Annotated in this window: 10 protein-coding genes; 7 read left to right on the top strand and 3 right to left on the bottom strand. The window is 59.7% G+C overall.

The features are described 5' to 3' along the window. From HDE80_RS05300 to HDE80_RS05325, 6 genes are all read left to right on the top strand, one after another. Window positions 1-996 (top strand): NAD(P)-dependent oxidoreductase, encoded by a 996-nt coding sequence (locus tag HDE80_RS05300; RefSeq protein WP_184600983.1) that lies wholly within the window; start codon window positions 1-3, stop codon window positions 994-996. Next, window positions 983-1810 (top strand): MBL fold metallo-hydrolase, encoded by an 828-nt coding sequence (locus tag HDE80_RS05305; protein ID WP_184668548.1) that lies wholly within the window; start codon window positions 983-985, stop codon window positions 1808-1810. The genes HDE80_RS05300 and HDE80_RS05305 overlap by 14 nt, the downstream gene beginning before the upstream one ends. Further along, window positions 1807-3135, top strand: a complete 1329-nt coding sequence (locus HDE80_RS05310) for a F390 synthetase-related protein (RefSeq protein WP_184668550.1) — start codon at window positions 1807-1809, stop codon at window positions 3133-3135. The genes HDE80_RS05305 and HDE80_RS05310 overlap by 4 nt, the downstream gene beginning before the upstream one ends. A gap of 313 nt (window positions 3136-3448) precedes the next feature. Next, entirely contained in the window at window positions 3449-4285 is an 837-nt protein-coding gene (locus HDE80_RS05315) for an ATP-grasp domain-containing protein (protein ID WP_255483586.1), read from the top strand. Continuing rightward, a complete protein-coding gene (locus tag HDE80_RS05320; RefSeq protein WP_184600979.1) occupies window positions 4282-5397 on the top strand; it encodes a hypothetical protein in 1116 nt (371 codons plus the stop codon). Before HDE80_RS05315 ends, HDE80_RS05320 begins: the two co-directional genes overlap by 4 nt. Continuing rightward, complete coding sequence (locus tag HDE80_RS05325; RefSeq protein ID WP_184668559.1) at window positions 5394-6413, top strand: Rieske 2Fe-2S domain-containing protein; 1020 nt, start codon at window positions 5394-5396, stop codon at window positions 6411-6413. Before HDE80_RS05320 ends, HDE80_RS05325 begins: the two co-directional genes overlap by 4 nt. A 135-nt stretch (window positions 6414-6548) precedes the next feature. Here HDE80_RS05325 and tldD read toward each other — a convergent pair whose 3' ends face one another. Further along, entirely contained in the window at window positions 6549-7988 is a 1440-nt protein-coding gene (gene tldD, locus HDE80_RS05330; RefSeq protein ID WP_184600977.1) for a metalloprotease TldD, read from the bottom strand. A 199-nt stretch (window positions 7989-8187) separates the two neighbouring features. Between tldD and HDE80_RS05335 the strand changes: the two genes are divergently transcribed. Beyond that, window positions 8188-9414 carry a sterol desaturase family protein gene (locus HDE80_RS05335; protein WP_184668561.1) on the top strand — a complete coding sequence of 409 codons (1227 nt, stop codon included), beginning with the start codon at window positions 8188-8190 and terminating at the stop codon, window positions 9412-9414. Window positions 9415-9444: 30 nt separating this feature from the next. On the opposite strand, the gene HDE80_RS05340 is transcribed toward HDE80_RS05335, so the two are convergent. Next, window positions 9445-13404, bottom strand: coding sequence for a YhdP family protein (locus HDE80_RS05340; protein WP_184668563.1), 3960 nt, complete (start codon window positions 13402-13404; stop codon window positions 9445-9447). A 33-nt stretch (window positions 13405-13437) separates the two neighbouring features. After that, complete coding sequence (gene rng, locus HDE80_RS05345) at window positions 13438-14919, bottom strand: ribonuclease G (RefSeq protein WP_184668571.1); 1482 nt, start codon at window positions 14917-14919, stop codon at window positions 13438-13440. Window positions 14920-14943: the final 24 nt, after the last annotated feature.

The raw sequence follows: 14943 nt of genomic DNA on the forward strand, positions 1-14943 counted from the left end.
ATGACGCGTATCCTGGTGACGGGCGCCTCCGGGTTTATCGGTTCCCATGTAGCAAAGCATTTTCACGCGCAAGGGCATGAGGTAATCGCAACAGGTCGGGACGTGGCTCGGCTCGACGTTCTTTCCCGTGCGGGATTGCGCTCGTGGGTCCGCGATCTTTCGAGCGACCCTTTGTCGCCACTGACTGACGAGACCGACGTGGTCGTGCACTGCGCCGCGTTGTCATCACCATGGGGTAGGCGCGAGCAATTCATGGCGGCGAACGTGCTTGCCACCAAGCGATTACTGGATGCATCCCGACAGTCTGGTGTTCGACGTTTCGTACATTTCTCTTCGCCCAGTATTTATTTCCGCCTCGGCGATCAGTTCAATACACCCGAGGCTTTTGAACCGCCCCGCAAATGGATCAACCCCTATGCCGAAACCAAATGGCTGGCTGAGCAATGCGTGAGGGAGGCGGTATCGGCAGGGCTTCCCGCCGTAATTCTTCGGCCGAGGGCAGTGTTTGGTGAGGGCGATCGCGCCATATTTCCCCGCTTGCTTGGATTGGCGCAGCGCGGGTGGTTTCCAAGGATTGGCGACGGAAAAGCACTGATTGATGTCACATACGTGGCCAACGTTGTAGCAGCCGTGCAAGCCAGCATGGAATACACCGTGCCTGTTGACGGTCGCGCATTCAACATCACTAATGGTGAATCCATGCAAGTGCGTGAATTGTTGCACCATCTCTTCAGCGCATTGGACTTGAAGGTAAGAATGATTCCATTGCCGCGCAGTGTTGCTATCGCCCTCGGCGGCGCGGCCGAGACGATTGCCAATGTAATGCCGGGACGTCCAGAGCCTCGCTTGAGTCGCTACGGTGTGGGCGTCCTCGGCTTCTCACAAACGCTGGATATTTCTGCCGCACGCCAGCAGCTGGGATACGCGCCGACGATCAGCGTTATCGAAGGCATCGCCCGTTTTGCCCAATGGTGGAAGTCTCGTGTCCAATATTGAATGGCATATCTATGAAGCGGGTTATTGCACGCATGCCGAATGCGCGACCCGGTGGGGCGCCCCACTCGCGGTAGCGCGTTTTCCCGCATTGACGTTTTTCCTCGATCATCCGCAGTGGGGAAACATACTTTTCGACACGGGTTACTCGGAGCATTTTCTTCATGCCACGAGGCATCTTCCGGAGCGCCTTTATCGCACAGTCACCCCTGTGCAATTGCAGGACAGCGGGTCGTTGCGTTCGCAGTTGACTTGCGCAGGCTTGTCGCCCCTGGACATCAAACACATCGTGCTATCGCATTTCCACGGCGACCACGTCGGCGGACTATTGGATTTTCCTGAGGCGGCGCTCATTTGTTCTCGTGCGGCCTGGGAAGATCTTTGCTCGCGCACCCGTCTGGGTTCGCTCCGGGTCGGACTACTACCGAAGCTGCTGCCCGATGATTTTCTCGAGCGGGTCAGCTGGATTGAAGATGCTCCGCTGCGTGATCTCCCTCCCGAGTTGATCGAATTTGGTCGCGGACACGATCTCTTTGGTGACGCGAGCATGCTTGCGGTGTCGTTGCCAGGTCACGCGGCTGGCCACTACGGCTTGTTGTTTGAGGATGCAAAAGGGAAGTCTATATTTCTGGTTGCAGACGCCGCCTGGTCGTCTCAAGCCATCCGCGAAGGGGTGCCACCCCCATCACTCGTCACCGGCTGGTTGGGAGATACGCGGGTTTACCGCGATACGTTGCAGCGACTGCATCGGCTAGCAGTCAATGCGCCGGAGATCCGCATATTACCCTCGCATTGCAATGAATGGATGCAGTGGTGAGCCGCGTGACCGAAGGATTGGGATTGCTATGGCAATACGCCTCGGCCCGACGCCTACGACGGTTTCGAAGCCGTGCGGATGTGGTGAAACATCAGCAGAAGCAATGGCGCCACCTGGCGGATCACGTGCTGACGAAATCTCCCTTATACGCACCGTATGGCCGGCGACAATTTCACGACTATCCGCTCATCGACAAGCAGCAATGGATGAAGCATTTCAATGACATCAACACTTTGCATGTCGCGCTGGAGGACGCAATGCGTGTCGCCGAGGAAGCGGAACGTACGCGCGACTTCAATCCCATGCTGAAAGGTACGGCCGTTGGCATGTCGACGGGTACGTCCGGTGCCCGCGGCATTTTTCTCGCCAGTCGATCGGAGCGGTTGCGTTGGGCGGGCACCTTGCTCGCGAAGCTGTTGCCAGCGGGCATCTTCGCACCCGCGAGAATCGCGCTGTTGTTGCGAGCGGGTAGCAACCTCTACGAAACCCTTTCCGGCGGCGTGCGGCTTCGTTTTCAACACTTTGATCTGGCAATGCCATTCGATCAGGTGATTGCAAGACTTGACCATTTCCAACCGACAATTCTGGTGGGGCCGCCAAGCGTTATCGCACTGGTCGCCGCTGCCATGAAGTCTGGGCAAATAAATATCTGTCCCACGCGCATCATTGCTGTAGCCGAAGTGCTTGATCCGCTCGATGCGGCGCGCGTGACCGATACTTTCCGCGTGCCCATTGAACAGATCTACCAGGCGACCGAAGGATTTCTCGGCCATACCTGCGCACAGGGAGTTATCCACCTCAACGAGGATTGCCTTATCGTCGAACGAGACTGGATTGATCGCGCGACGCGTCGTTTCGCTCCGATCATCACGGATCTTTATCGCAGTACCCAGCCTGTCATCCGCTATCGTCTAAACGACATTTTGGTAGAGCGCGAGCAAGCTTGTCCGTGCGGTTCGCCATTTATCGCACTCGAACGGATCGAGGGGAGAGAGGATGACATTGTGTGGTTACCCAAATTTGCAGGCACAGGCGTTGTGCCGATGTTTCCGGACGTCCTCTCACGTGCGCTGCTGAATGCCATTCCGTCGGCGGATCAATATCAAATCGAGCAATGCGGACCCGCCACACTACGCATTGGCGTAAGCCCTACTCTCACGTCGACCCAGCAGGATAACGTCCGAGAAGCACTCGTGGAATGCACTCGGCGTATTGGCGCTGCGGTTCCTCAAATAGAGTTCGACGTTTGGGCAGAACGTCCTGCTACGCAGAAATGCCGGCGGGTTCGCCGTTTGATTGACGTCCCTGGGGAGTTTCATGCCTAACGTACTCATCTTGGGCGGGCGGGCTCCCGCCGCGCTGGACCACGCACGACGTTTTGCGCATCAGGGCTGGACGGTGACGATCGGAGACAGCATCCCCTGCAGGATGTCAGGGTGGTCTCGCTCAGTTACGTCAACTGTAACGCTACCATCAGCGCGCTTTGCATCCCGCGCGTATGTTGACGGCCTCTCCCACGCCATCCGTACCCACCGCATTGATCTCGTCGTACCGACTTGCGAGGAAGTATTTTATCTCTCGCGCTATCGTGCGTTATTGCCGGAATCCGCACGAGTCGCCGTCGGCGTGTTCGATACGATGGACACGTTGCATAGTAAATGGCGATTCCTTGAAGCAGCGCAAGGTTGTGGCGCTGTCGTTCCCGAGAGTGCATGCGTCGATACACTTGAGCAGGCGCGGAGCTGGGCAGGTACCGACCCGGTGGTACTCAAACCGGAATACTCCCGCTTCGGCGTGCATGTACGCCTGCACCCGAACGGTATCCCAGCCGATGCCAAGCCGTTCGACGTCCCCGGGCGATGGGTCGTCCAGCGATTTTGCCATGGACGCGAACTGTGCTCTTACAGCGTGATCGACCGTGGGCGCTTGCTTGCCCATGTCACCTATCGTCCCAGCTACCGGCTTCAGGCAAGTTCCAGTTTCTTTTTCGAAGCCTGTCCCTCACCAGCCATCCAAAAGTTTGTCGATATGTTCGCACGCAAGATGGACTACACCGGGCAATTATCGTTCGACTGGATCGAAGCCGATAACGGCAACGCACAAGTGCTTGAGTGCAATCCACGCGCGATCAGTGGTGTTCATCTGTTCGGCCTGGACGACGCATTGCCGGCCGCGCTGGCGGGTGCTGCCACCGATTGCGTCGTTCCGGCGAATCATGCGGCACGGATGATTTCAGCCGTGATGTTAGTCGCCGGTGGTGCGCAGGCATTACGTGATTCGCGTGTCGGCCTCTGGTGGCAGGATTTCCGACGGGGGGTTGATGTGATCGCAGCGCCGCGCGATCCGCTGCCGTTCTTCGGCGGGCTATTGGACTTTGGTTCCTACGCAAGGCTGGCAGTGCAGAATCGCTGCAACCTGCGTCAAGCGGCTACCTGTGATATCGAATGGGATGGCGACCCCCTGGCTGCGCTATGACCGCCGTACCTGTCGTAAAGCTGGACGAGTTCAATGCCAAAGCGGATGCGTATCTGCGTATTCACCGGCGACGACCAACACGACCTTTTATTGCCAACGTCCAGACTGAGGTTGATGCCATCGAAGCGGGTGGCGCATTGTTTCCCGTGACGGTTAACGACGCCGAGCCCGATAACGCATGGGTCTGTTCACCCTTGACGACCTACGCGAGCTACGCCATGGAGGAGGTTGAACGCCTTGGCCATCCGCTGATCACTGCACCGTTGAAAGGGCTCGCCAGAGGAGTTGGCAGTTGGTTGCGCCACGCATCTATTGATCGCGCCGTAGCGATAAATAACTGGCTGGTTTCCACCAATGCGTATCCCGACCTGGGTGGGGTTGGGCTTGACCAGGTTTTGGCAGAGGCAATGCGTCGTTATCCGACGCATGCGATCTGGTTGAGGTCGCTCAACAGCGCCCATCACGCCGACTGGCTACGCGCGCTGTCCGACCGTGGGTGCATCATGGTACCCAGCCGCCAGGTCTACCTATTTGAGGATGTTGCCAAACTCGCACTGCACAGAACGGATTTGAAACGCGACCTCGCGCTGCTGCGCCAAACTGATCGAAATAACCGAATCGCCCGTGATTTTGATGATGCGGATTTTCGGCGAATCGCAGAGCTCTACGCAGATTTGTATATGCACAAGTACTCCGCGCTCAATCCGTTTTATGACTGGACACTTATCAAGGCGTGGTCGCAAGGGGGGCTGCTGGAACTTAGCGGCATACGCGATGAGGCCGGGGTACTCCAGGGGGCCGTGGGTATCATCCGCTTTGGCAATCTCTTGACCTCGCCCATCGTTGGCTACAACACGTCGCTACCTGCAAAGCTTGGTTTGTATCGCATGCTTTCGGCACTCGTGATGCGCCAGGCAGCTACAGACACATGCCTGGTTAACCTCAGCGCTGGCGTAGCGCACTTCAAACGACAGCGCGGCGGTCAACCGGCGATTGAGTACAGCGCCGTGTTCGCAAGCCACCTTCCCCAACGCACGCAGGTTGCGCTCAAAATCCTGGGTGCGGCGACACGTCATATTGGCGTGCCCATCATGAGGCGGTACAAGCTATGAATTCCTGGCCCGCTGAGCTGTATCAAAAATGGTTTGTTGTCGGGCGTGCGGATCGCATCGGCACGAAGCCCGTCGCGGCAATACTGCTCAAGCAACCCATCGTCCTCGCCAGAGTAGACGGAAAGAACGTCGTCGGTTACGAAGACCGTTGCCCGCATCGGCAGGTTCCCCTTTCAGCCGGGCGCATTGTTGACCGCACGCTGCAATGCGCCTATCACGGCTGGCGTTTTGATCCATCGGGTACGCTCGTCGAACTTCCGGGAATGCCCGTCGGTAATTGTCTGCCCAATGTTCGCGCGCGTGCGATCGACGTCATGGAAAACGGCGGGTTCGTATGGGCGAGACTGGAGCGCAACAACGACACTAGCATTCCTCCAGCCATTCAGAGCCTTGCAGATGAAAATCGACGATTTATATGGCAGTCGACATGGCACGCGGGTGCAGCGGACATCCTGGAGAATGTGCTTGATCCCCTGCATACGCACTTTGTCCACCGCGGCCTTATCCGCTTTTCCGCGACACGACGCGATACGGTCGCGTCGTGCTCGACAACAGCCAGCGGCTTTACGGTCGACTACAAGGGCAATGCGCAGCAATCGGGCTTGATTTATCGACTGTTCGAATCACCACGCGAGTTCGAGCGCGCGCACTTCTACGAGCCGGGTTCCGTTCAACTGGACTATGGTTACCGCAACGGCAGCCGCGTACGCATATCAATCCATGTGTCCCCGGAGTCCAGCCATCGAACCAACGTATTTGGCACACTGCATATCGATGGCCGCTGGGCGCCGGCATGGGCCGTTCGATTATTCGTATGGCCACTGATTCGCAGGGTCGCTAACCAGGATCGAGATATTCTCGCGCTGCAGGCCGCAAATATCAGACGCTTTCCGGAACGAAAAGACGCGGTCACGCCGTTCGATCTCGTTAGGCGAAGGATAGTGGCACGGTGGGACGCGAATTTTGTCGACGCTAACGGTAACTCCGCTGATAGCGAAACGTTGATGAAGCTTTGACGGAACATCAAGCAATTGCGGGCATTCTTAGCAACAGAGGCAAGCGCCGAAATCCGCAAATTGCCATAAGGCCCCCGGCATCGCACTCACTCTTCAACTGCGCTTAAATTCAAGACAAACCAAATTCCATATGCGTTACGACGCCGTGCCGCCTACCGTCATACCGTCGATCTTCAGCGTCGGTTGACCAACGCCCACCGGCACGCTCTGACCATCCTTGCCGCAGACGCCGACGCCTTCGTCGAGCTTCAGATCATTGCCGATCATCGAGACGCGGTTGAGCACCTCGGGGCCGCTGCCGATCAACGTGGCGCCCTTCACCGGGCGCGTGATCTTGCCGTCCTCGATCAGGTAGGCCTCGCTGGCGGTGAAGGTAAACTTGCCGCTGGTGATGTCGACCTGACCGCCGCCGAAGTTGGGCGCATACAGACCCTTCTTGACCGAGCGGATGATCTCGGCCGGATCGTGCTGTCCGGCCAACATGTAGGTGTTGGTCATGCGCGGCATCGGCAACGACGTGAATGATTCGCGGCGACCGTTGCCGGTGGGCGCCATCCCCATCAGTCGTGCGTTGAGCTTGTCCTGCATGTAGCCCTTGAGGATGCCGTCCTCGATCAACGTGGTGCACTCGGTCGGCGTGCCTTCGTCGTCGATGCTGAGCGAGCCGCGGCGACCCGGCAGCGTGCCGTCGTCGACGATGGTGACGCCCTTGGCTGCTACGCGCTGGCCGATGCGGCCAGAGAAGGCAGAGCTGCCCTTGCGGTTGAAGTCGCCCTCCAGGCCATGGCCGATCGCCTCGTGCAGCAGCACGCCGGGCCAGCCGGGACCAAGCACCACCGTCATGTTGCCAGCCGGTGCATCGACGGAATCGAGGTTCACCAGCGCCTGGCGCACGGCTTCGTCGGCAAAGGCCAGCGCGCGGCCGTTCTCGATCAGCTCGCGATAACCATAGCGGCCGCCGCCGCCGGAATGACCCTGCTCGCGACGGCCGTTCTGCTCGGCAATCACCTGCACGTTGAGGCGCACCAGCGGACGCACGTCGGCGGCCAGGGTGCCGTCGGAGGCGGCAATCAGAATGGTGTCGATGGTGGCGGCAATGCTGACGATCACCTGCTTGATGCGCGGATCGCGCGAGCGCGCGTACGCATCGACCTCGCGCAGCAGCGCAATCTTCTCGGGATTGGGCAGACTGTCGACCGGATCGATCGCCGGATACAGCTGGCGCGCACCGTTCAGGGCCAGCGGCTTGCCAGCGCCGTTGCCATCGTGGGCGATCGCGCGCGCCGCGCGCGAAGCATCCAGCAGCTGCGGCATCACGATTTCATCGGAATAGGCGAAGCCGGTTTTCTCGCCGCTGATGGCGCGCACGCCAACGCCTTGCTCGATCGAGTGGCTGCCGTCCTTGACGATGCCCTCTTCCAGCAGCCACGACTCGCTGCGCGAATGCTGAAAATACAGGTCGGCCGCGTCGATCGACGGGCCCATCAGCTGGTTGAACACACGGTCGAGGTCGGTGGCGGCAATGCCGCCTGGCGCGAGCAAACGGCGCTCGGCCTGGGCAATCAGTGAATCCATGGGGTTCTGCCGTTTCTGGTGCAGTTGAATTGCTTACTAGATGAGGTCAAATCCTGCGGCTTAAAGCCTGCCGCTGCAAGCCCGGTCAGCATCAATATCGCGGCCTGCCCCGACATGACCACTGCCCAAACTTGGCGCTACCATGCGCTAGACGACCGGATAGGCCGTCATACATGCACTCTTTGACGCAGGAACGCTGATGACGCATCCCTCACGACGCAAGTTCGCACACAAGCTGGTCAATGTTGCAGTGATCGCGCCCGCCGAACGCATCGGCATCGTGGTCGACGACACCCGCGAGATGTTCCGCGGCAGCGGTGAGCTCGTGCCCGGCAAGGCGATGGTCACCACCGCGATCGCCATGTCGCTGGCGATCCTGTGCCTGCTTGGCGTACTGGCTTTCCACTTTCCGCAGTACCTCACCACGCCCGAGCTACGCGTCAAATACTCGGTGGATGTGCTGCGCCAGGCACTGTTTGGCGCGCTGCTGATTGCCGGCGCGCTATCACTCGGCAACCTGATACTCAACCGCCAGCGCAATATCAATATCACGTCGTTTGTGCTGGTCATTGCGGCAGTGGCGCTGGGCGGCTCGCGCGTGCCAGTCGGCAATTTTCCGGATCACACGCCGTATATCGGCCTGGACTGGTTCATCCTCGACCTGCTCGGTTCCACACTGATCTTCGTGGTGATCGAAAAACTGTTTCCGCTATACAAGGGCCAGGCGATTTTCCGGCCTGAATGGCAAACCGACATGAAGCATTTCGCGGTGAATCATTTCATCGTGGGATTGGCGTTGCTGACAGTGAATTTCCTGCTACACCACTTGTTCGGCTGGCTGGTACGCAGCGATTTCCAACAATTCGTGCAGCACATCTGGTTCGTGCCGCAACTGCTGCTTTGCGTACTGGTAGCGGACATGGCGCAGTACTGGACGCACCGCGCGTATCACGAGGTGCCGTTCCTGTGGCGCTTCCATTCGGTACACCACAGCGTAAAGACGATGGACTGGCTGGCCGGTTCGCGCCAGAGCATGTTTGAATTGATCGCCACCCGCGTCTGCGTGCTGGCGCCGCTGTACATACTGGGCTTCAGCGAGTCAGTGATGAATGGCTACATCCTGATCGTGGGCTTCCAGGCGGTGTTCAACCACGCCAACGTGCACCTGCCATGGGGACCACTGAAGTACGTATTCGTGACGCCCAACTTCCACCATTGGCACCACGCCTCCGACGATATCGCGATCGACAAGAACTATGCCGCGCATTACGCCTTTATCGACTACCTGTTCGGCACCGTGGTGAAGACGAGCGACAAGTTTCCAGTCCGTTACGGCGTAGTCGGCGACTACATGCCGGACGGTTTCATCAACCAGCAGCTGTTTCCGTTCCGCGGTAGCACTAAACCGGCTGAGCCGGTCGCCTGATCCTGATCTGCCTGATCAGAGCTGGCCTGATCAGTGTCCCGCTGACTGCGCCGATGCCGGCTCGACATCTTTGGATGCATTGATCGGCATCGGCGCAACGGGTGCCGGCCCCAACACCGGCGCCGTATGCTTTTCGAGCAGGGTCATTACGGGTTTATCCCAGCTACCCGTAATTTTGTAACGCGCGCCGACCGCCTTGTTCAAACCGTGACCCAGCAGGCCCTGCACCGCGAAGCCCGCTGCTGCACCGATCGGACCGCCCACTACCGCGCCGACAATCGGCAAACTGTTGCCCGCGTGCGGCACCACGACAATCTGCTGATCGAATTTTTTCGCGCGCAGATCGGTACGGCCGGTGATACTGATTTCCGCTGCAGGGCTATGGATCTTGAAGTTATTGGTGGTTGCCGTGCCGTTGGCCAAACGGAAATCACCGATCATCGAGTCGAACGCCAGCCCCTTGCCGAACACGTCACCGAAATCCAGCGTCATCCGGCGGGGCAATTCGGCCAGCGAAGCCAGACCCAATAAACGCCCCGCGCCCGGTGATGACACCTCCGGAATACGTCCATCATTCACATGCACGCTCAGCGTACCGTCCATGCTGGCCAGTGTCAGAGCGTTTGGCGCGCCAGGCCAGCTCGCATCGAGTTGATCATTGGTCTTGCCGCCGTTGACCAAGCCTTCAAAACCGAAGGCGCTGAGCATGCCACCGAGGTCTTCAGCCGCGAAGCTGATTTTCATATGAGTGTGGCTATCGGTAGCCGTGCCATTCCAGTCGCCGCTGGCGTTTATCTGCACGCGGCTGGACAGCGCACGCAACTGCTCAATATGCTGCCCAGCTGGTGTGGGCCACGTTTCCAAGCGCGCTTCACCGAGCTTGGCATCGCCCAGACGCAGGTCTCCAAGCCACAGATGGAACGGTGGCAGTGCAGCGGGATTGATGCCAGTGTTGGCCGGATTGCTCGGCGGCGTATTCGCTGTTGCCGTAGTTTCCGCGGTTGATCCGTTTGCGGCGGTTGTCGACGCACTGACGGGCGGCACAATAATTGGACGCCCTTTTGCGTCAACCGATGTCACCGTATCCTTGGGCCAGTACAACTTTTGCAGCCGGGCGGTGATACCGCGTTTGTCCAGTTCGCGGGTCGGTATATTGAAATTGCCGCTCATCGTGGCAGCATCGACGTCCACGCTGAGCGCATCGGCCTGTGGCTTGGCCTTGATCTGCATTGCACCCAACGGGTAACCAAACAGCGTAGCCTGCCCCGCACTGATGTCGATACTTTCCATTGACGGACCATCGCCACTACCGCCAGCCACTGCGCGCTGCACCCAGCCGGTAACGTCCATTTGATCGGTATGTCCGCGAATGCGCAGACCCTGTGCAGGCAAGTCATCCGGCATCACGCTGCCCAAGGCTAGGGTGGCCGCCAGCGGTTTCTGCGCGCCGTCGCTCAAACGCAGGTGTCCGCGCATCGCCTGGCCAAGCCCCAACTGCACATCAGCCCCTGCAACCGGCAGACGAATCGCCACGTGCAGAGGCAGGGTTTCATCGGCCGATTTTTTTAGCGGCACGGGCAGATTCAGTGCGATACCGTTGAGGGGGGAATCAATGCTGAGGTTCTGCGTTAGCGCATCGCTACCGGGGGCATGCGCAATCGTGAAGCCTACGGTGAAATCGCTGCGGCCATCATCGACCAGCTGTGCAATCCACTTCAATGAAGAATAGTCCTGCAGCATTTCGGTGAACTGATAGCTGCCGGTCAGTTGCGCCGAAAAAGTCGTGTTCGGATCGGTGTTGCCGCCGGCGATGGCCAGCTGCAGCTTGGACGGCTGTCCACGGAAGCCGGCATCCAGTGGACCACCCTGCAGGCCATGCAGGTCAAAGCGCAATGGACCGCTGATCTTGTCCAGCTTAAGGTTCCATTCCGGTGCGGTGAAGTCCGCGTCCTTCAGCTGCGCTATACCGTTCAGTTGCGCGTCGGCGGGTTTGTTCAAAGGCAACGCAAGATGAAAATCGACGGTGCCGCTGCCGCCAAGGTTCAACTTGGTCAGGATATCGGCTTGACGATTGCCGATCGGGCTTTTGCGCACGAACTCCATCAGGTCGGCACCGCTACCGCTGCCCTGCACGTTCAGGTCGAGCAAGGGCGTGGCAAAGTCGGGGATCAACGCAACCGCCTTGTCCGATTTGACGCCGAGCGCATGACCGGCGCTGGACTCGACCAACAGCCCGTTGTTGACGAAGTTGGCGACCAGATCCAGGCCTTCTGCACGTGGCCAATCCTTGCCATAGTCGAACGTCAGATCGCTGATCGCAGCGCGCACCTCGAAACGACCCTCGTTATGTCGGAACGGCCAATCGGCCAGACTACCGCGCAACAGCGCCTGCGCCTGATCGATATTGCCCGCCACCAAGGCGTTATCCAACCACGCAACCGTGGCGGGCGGTAACGCATTGATGGGCAAATACTGCTTTGCCACCGGCAAGTCGGCATGGTCGAGATTCGCATACATATCCACGAAAGGCGGCCCACCCTGCGCCGGCAGAGTCACCTCGCCACGCGCGTCACCGGCATAGCCAGTACCGGCAAAGTCCAGTGCATCCACGCCGATATGCCAGTCGCCATTGTCTGGCCAGAACGCCAGCGTGCCGCCCAACGAGGTCAGGGAAAACGGCTGGCGGAAGCTCTGTGGAAATTGCAGGGTGGTTGCCTGCGCCGGCAACTCCAACGAGAACGCTTCGTCGTCGCCACGCAGTTCGCCATGTAGACCACTCACTCCGGGCAGCTTGCCTACGGGGTCGATGCCCAAGCCAGCGAACGCCAGATCGACTGCCTGCACGCCGTCGGTCTGATTCCAGTGCAAGGCAACGCGATTGAGATCGCCACGCGGATGTCCGCTGCCCAGCCATTGGGCCATCGGTAGCCCCAGGTCCGGCTTCAATGCCAGCCAAGGTAACAGCGGCGCCAGCTGCAGTTCACGGGCGGCAACGCCCACGCTGACTGGCTGACCCTGGGGCTGATGCAGGCTGAGCGCCAGCAGGCTGCCGTCGTCGCCGGCCCAGCGCAGGTCATAACCGTCGGCGATGCGGCGCAAGCCGGCAACCCCGTGCAAGGCCGAAACGCTGGCACGCGCTCCGTCGGCGTGGGACACCGCCAGCTGATCGAGGTCGAAGCGGATCGTACTGCTGACCAGCTTTCCGCGGCGCCAGTCGAGCCATGATGCCAATTGACCGTGACCTTGCTCAGCCGTATAGCCGTCCAGATCGATTCCCTGCAGCAACGGCTTGAGATCGACGTCATGAGCACCGAGCCACAGATGACCTGAGCTGCCGTCCTCGCGGAAACGCCCCGCCGCATGCAACACGGTAGCAGCACCGTCACGCCGCAGAACGCCGCCGAAACGAATATGGTCGCCCTGGCGGCTCAGACGCAACTGCTGAGCGAGCAGCGTGTAGCTTTTGGCGGGCTTTGCATCGGTGATGACAACTCGCAGACTCTCCAGCCAGATATCCATCGACAGCGGACCCAGCGACAGCGGCTGCTGATTTCCACCGCCTGCCACGCCGATACCGTTGACGTGCCAACCACCGTCGGCGTCACGAGCCAGATCCAGCTCCAGGCCGCGCACGTGCAGGTTGACCAGGTGCCGCGATGGCGCGAGCCAGCCGCCAAAATCCAGCTTCAATTCGGACTCGGGAATCTGCAGCGGCGTACCGGCTTCGCCTTTCAACGCACCGACGGTCACACCATGCATCACAAACAGCGGCCCGGACGGCGTCCAGCGCCCTTCCATCGAGGCAAAGCTGACTGGCCGCTGCAATCGCTCGCTGAGTTGCGCAGCCACCCATTCAGGGTGACGTGCCAGTAGCGGCAGCAGCAGTTGCGTCAACGCCATCACCACCGCCAGCAGGATCACCGCGACACCGCTGATCCAGCCCACTGCACGCGCGCAGCCGTGCGCCCGTCTCTGCCACAACGCCTTCACGCGCAGTAATCCGGGCCGGATTTCGGGACAGACTTACAGCAAAACCACATCAAACTGTTCCTGCGAATAATGTTCTTCGGCCTGGAAGCGTATGCTTTTCGAGATGAACTCTTCCAGTTCGGCCACTGCGCCAGACTCCTCTTCCAGAATACGGGTGACTACCGACTGGCTGGCCATCACCAGCAATTTCTCGGCGTTGAACTGGCGCACCGCACGGGTGATTTCGCGAAAAATTTCGTAGGTCACCGTTTCGGCGGTCTTCAGCTGCCCACGACCGTTGCAGGTGGCGCAGGGTTCACACAGCTGGCGCGCAAGACTTTCCGTCGTGCGCTTGCGGGTCATCTCGACCAGACCCAGCGCCGACATCGGGTATACCGTGGTCTTCGCGTGGTCGCGCGCCAACCCCTTGTTCAACATGCGCAGCACCTGGCGCTTGTGCTCCTCATCGATCATGTCGATGAAGTCAATGATGATGATGCCGCCGAGGTTACGCAGGCGCAGCTGCCGCGACGCCGCCTGCGCCGCTTCGAGGTTGGTCCTGTAAACCGTCTCTTCGAGATTGCGCGTACCCAGATAAGCGCCGGTATTGACGTCGATCGTGGTCATCGCCTCAGTCTGGTCGACGATCAGATAACCGCCGGATTTCAGCGGAACTTCCTTTTTTAGCGCGCGCTGCATCTCGTCTTCGACGCCGTAGAGGTCAAAGATCGGCCGCTCGCCGTCGTAATGCTCAATGCGGTCGTCCAGATGCGGCATGAACTTGTGCACGAACTTCACCACTTTTTCGAACGTTGCGTGCGAATCGATCCGTACTTTTTCGATATCGTCGTTGAGCATGTCGCGCAAACTGCGCAGCGGCAGCGAGAGTTCTTCGTAGACACGCTCGCCGACCTTGGCCTTGGCGATGTTTTCCTGCACTACGCGCCAGACTTTACTGAGATAGGTCACATCGAACGCCAGTGACTCGGCGCTCTGCCCCTCCGCGTTCGTGCGCACGATGTAACCCAATGGGTTTTCGCCAATCAGCGGCGTCAGCACGTCCTTCAGTCGCTGCCGCTCGGCTTCGTCCTCGATCCGGGTGGAAATACCCAGCGTACGCGCGTACGGCAGCAGCACCAGATAGCGCGAGGGAATCGACAAGTGCGCCGACAGCCGGGCCCCCTTGGTGCTGATAGGGTCCTTGACCACCTGCACCACAATTTCCTGGCCTTCGTGCACCAGCTCATTGATCGAGGGTGTGTGGCCGTTACCGACCGGCTCTGCGCCATCAACCGACGGCGCCGACGGCGGGCGCACGATGTCCGAGGCGTGCAGAAACGCCGCACGCTCCAGCCCGATCTCCACGAACACTGCCTGCATGCCAGGCATCACGCGCTGCACGCGACCCTTGTAGACGTTGCCGACGTAGCCGCGCTTGGAGGCCCGTTCAACGTGCACCTCCTGCAACATGCCGTTCTCGACCACGCCGACCCGCGTCTCGCGCGGCGTCACGTTGATCAGAATTTCTTCACTCACCAGATACTCCCCAAATTGAGCTTC

Source organism: Rhodanobacter sp. A1T4 (assembly GCF_014207185.1).
Classification (GTDB): domain Bacteria; phylum Pseudomonadota; class Gammaproteobacteria; order Xanthomonadales; family Rhodanobacteraceae; genus Rhodanobacter.

What these genes read in the sequence shown, in the direction of transcription:
- HDE80_RS05300 (WP_184600983.1), top strand. Translation starts at nt 1, where the DNA reads ATGACGCGTATCCTGGTGACGGGCGCCTCCGGGTTTATCGGTTCCCAT.
- HDE80_RS05315 (WP_255483586.1), top strand. Translation starts at nt 3,449, where the DNA reads ATGGACACGTTGCATAGTAAATGGCGATTCCTTGAAGCAGCGCAAGGT.
- HDE80_RS05320 (WP_184600979.1), top strand. Translation starts at nt 4,282, where the DNA reads ATGACCGCCGTACCTGTCGTAAAGCTGGACGAGTTCAATGCCAAAGCG.
- HDE80_RS05325 (WP_184668559.1), top strand. Translation starts at nt 5,394, where the DNA reads ATGAATTCCTGGCCCGCTGAGCTGTATCAAAAATGGTTTGTTGTCGGG.
- tldD (WP_184600977.1), bottom strand. Translation starts at nt 7,988, where the DNA reads ATGGATTCACTGATTGCCCAGGCCGAGCGCCGTTTGCTCGCGCCAGGC.
- HDE80_RS05335 (WP_184668561.1), top strand. Translation starts at nt 8,188, where the DNA reads ATGACGCATCCCTCACGACGCAAGTTCGCACACAAGCTGGTCAATGTT.